Annotated in this window: 3 protein-coding genes; 2 read left to right on the top strand and 1 reads right to left on the bottom strand. The window is 35.4% G+C overall.

Annotation, left to right across the window (positions count from 1 at the left end; genetic code table 11):
• Window positions 1–407: hypothetical protein (locus AC07XN_RS23825; protein WP_494744861.1), on the top strand; the 407-nt coding region annotated here is incomplete at its 5' end.
• 161 nt (window positions 408–568) lie between these two features.
• On the top strand, window positions 569–1,858 hold the full coding sequence (locus AC07XN_RS23820; RefSeq protein WP_494744860.1) for a M28 family metallopeptidase: 1,290 nt from the start codon (window positions 569–571) through the stop codon (window positions 1,856–1,858).
• A gap of 57 nt (window positions 1,859–1,915) precedes the next feature.
• Here the strand turns inward: AC07XN_RS23820 and AC07XN_RS23815 are convergent, their stop codons facing one another.
• A complete protein-coding gene (locus tag AC07XN_RS23815; protein WP_309920013.1) occupies window positions 1,916–3,388 on the bottom strand; it encodes a Gfo/Idh/MocA family protein in 1,473 nt (490 codons plus the stop codon).
• Window positions 3,389–3,458 lie beyond the last annotated feature (70 nt).

Below are 3,458 nucleotides of genomic sequence, written 5' to 3'. Positions count from 1 at the left end.
CATTAAAATGGAATCCGATTAGAACTACTTCATTAAAGCTTGATTGGAAAGGAAATCTCTTTGGAAATGATTTAGGAAATAATATAAAATGGAATTTTAGAAATGAATTTGCTATAAGGACTGAATCGCAACTTACTGAAAAACTATTTATCAATAGTAATTTGACGGTCTTCCAAAATTTCTTTCAAAAAAATATTAGAACCATCCCTATATTAGATTTAACAGTCTCTGGCTATTTATGGCATAATAAGGTAAAGCTGAATGGAAGTTTAATGAATGTTTTCAATCAAAACCCTACATATAGCCATTCTGCTAGTGGTAATGAAACTACAGAACAATCTAAAAACTTTCTACGGAGATATTTTTCTTTAGGTGCAACATTGTATTTGAGTAAATGGGGAAAATAAATAGTAATGAGTTCAGATATTTTTTCGATGATAATAATCTTATTTTCTTATAGCCATTCATTCTTTTATAAAGCCCATTCATCAAAATTACAGGAAATACTAGGTCAATAAATTTATTTAATGGTCTAGTAGACTATTTTTGTAATAAAAAATAAGAAAATATGAGAAAAATATTCACAGTAATCTTTGCATCATTTATTACTTTTCATGGTTTTTCACAAGCGGGAATAAAAGAGAATGAAGTAGCAAGAATCATTAAAACACTTAGTGCCGATGATATGATGGGTAGAAGAACTTTTACGCCTGGTATCGAAAAGGCTTCACTATTCCTACAAAATGAATTTAAGAGAATTGGATTAAAACCTTTGACTGGGCTTACTTCATTTGAGCAGAAGTTCAATATGTATTCATTGAAGCCACAACAAGCTGCTGTTACTTTGAATAATACAACTATTGAAAATGACAAATATTTTTTTGTGACAGCTAAAGAATCTTTGTCATGGACAGACCCTTCCAAAGTATCCGTTTTCTATGTTAACGAAAATGATAATTTAAGAAAAGCTTATGGCGAAATCAAAAAGAAAAACCTAGATGCTATTGTACTGGTTAATCCTAAACATCAAAAGATGTTTGCTAACTATAAGCGATATTTGGGAAGTGGCTCAATGAGCGAAAGTGTAGGTAAAGGAGAATCACAATTATTCGTTTTAGCAGATTCTAGCCAATTGAGTTCAATAAAGGTAGCATTAAAAAATAGTATAGAGACACTTCCACTTGCGAATGTGGCGGGAATGATTCCAGGAAAAAGAGCCAATGAATATTTAGTATTCTCTGGTCATTACGACCACCTTGGTTATCAAAAAGCGGTTGAAGGAGATTCAATCGCAAACGGAGCGGATGATGATGCCTCTGGTACTACTGCCGTCGTTACTTTAGCTGATTATTATAAAAAACTAGGCAAACCTGAACGTACTCTAATTTTTGTATGCTTCACTGCAGAAGAAATTGGTGGATATGGCTCACAATATTTTTCAAAGCAATTAAATCCTGATGAAATTGTAGCAATGTTTAATATTGAAATGATTGGTAAACCGTCAAAATTTGGTCCTAATTCAGCTTTTATTACAGGATTTGAACGTTCTGACTTTGGAACATTCCTACAAGAGGCTGTAAAAGGTACAAACTACAGTTTTCATCCCGACCCATATACTGAGCAAAACTTATTTTATCGTTCAGACAATGCTACTTTAGCAAGATTGGGTGTACCTGCTCATTCTATTTCATCAGACCAAATTGATATTGATAAATTATATCACTCTGTTAATGATGAGTTTGAAAGTTTAGATATGCCTCATATGACTAATATGATTAAAGCCATCGCAGTAGGTTCGAAGCCAATGGTTGATGGAAAGGTTACTCCAAAAAGAGTCAATAAAGCAGAGGTAGATTAATTTTTGTCAATAAATACGAAAGACAATCTTATAAGATTGTCTTTCGTGTTTTAAATACTATACATCTGCAATTTTCCAGCCTTCACGATACTCGCGACCAACAAATTGGTTAGCATCATCAAAGTTAGTGATTTTCATATCGCCACCATTCCATATCAATTTGTTTCTTCCGTAGAAATCAAAGTTCCCTTTTTCATTTTTCTTACGAAGCATATAACTACGAATAGCTAAATTACCCATCAATACCGTTTCAGTAAGTGGACCAGAATAATCAAATGATGATGTCAAAGCTTTATGTGCCTTACTATCATAGCCTGCTTTACAAGCTTCTGTCCAACTAACCTGATGGCCATATTCAGGTAAAGGTTTTACGTCAGTCGGGGTTACTTTAGGGGCTTCAATTTTCTCTCCTGAATTTAGGTAAATTTTAGGGTCATTTCCATACATACCTATGGTCATGATACCTTTTGTACCCGTTAGAATAATACCATTTGCTCCACCGTCGTTACTAATGGCTTCGTTGGCAGGAATTAAATCTGGGTGCATTGGTCTAATACCACCATCCATCCAAATCATCTTCATTGCTGATTTGTTCTTCTTTGTTGCAGGGAATTTAATTTCAACGTGTGATGAAGGCGGACAGCCCTCAGGAATATATTCAGGAGTCCAATCTTTGATAAATACAGCCCCTACGCTACATTCTACTTCAGTTGGATACCCTAAACCTAAAATTCTAAAAGCAGAGTCAATCGTATGGCAACCAATATCACCCAATGCCCCAGTACCAAAATTCCACCAACCACGCCATTTGAAAGGATGATAAAGCGGATGGTAGTCTACCCACTGTGCTGGCCCAACCCAAGTATCCCAATCTTTTGGTGACATTGATTCAATCAATGGTGGCTTGTCTGTAGGAACAGGAATTCCTTGTGGCCAAACTGGGCGGTTTGTCCAAATATTTACCGTATGAACAGCTCCAATTTTACCTTCGTCAAACCATTTAATCGCTGTATTCTGAGCAGGGTTAGATGAACCCTGGTTGCCCATTTGGGTTACGACTTTGTATTTTCTTGCAGCCTTAGTCAGCATTCTAGCCTCTGCAATGTTGTGTGTCAATGGTTTTTGTACATATACATGTTTTCCCATCTGCATACATTGCATAGCTGCATAAGCATGGAAATGGTCGGGAGTAGAAATAGTTACCGCATCAATGTCTTTAGACATTTCTTGTAGCATCACCCTAAAATCACGGTATTTTTTTGCATTAGGAAATTTCTCAAAGGTTCCTTTGGTTCTGCCCCAATCTACATCACATAATGCTACTATATTTGAAGTCCCATTATTATAAGCATTAATAATATCGGACTGCCCCTTGCCACCTGCACCGATGGCTGCAATATTGAGTTTGTCGCTAGGAGCAATATAGCCTTTGCCTAATACATGACGGGGTACAATGAAAAAACTACCCAACGCCAAAGAACTCGTTTTAAGAAAATCTCTTCTGGAGTTTTGTTGTTTAGAATCTGACATAGTTAAATTGGAATTTGTTTTAGAATAATGCCACAAATTAGGTTTATTATCCCAAATAATTGTCCTGATT

This window comes from Arcicella sp. GW458-12-2-14-TSB2 (genome assembly GCF_059423785.1).
Note: the sequence above shows the minus strand (reverse complement) of the source record. Positions and strands in the feature narration are given on the sequence as shown.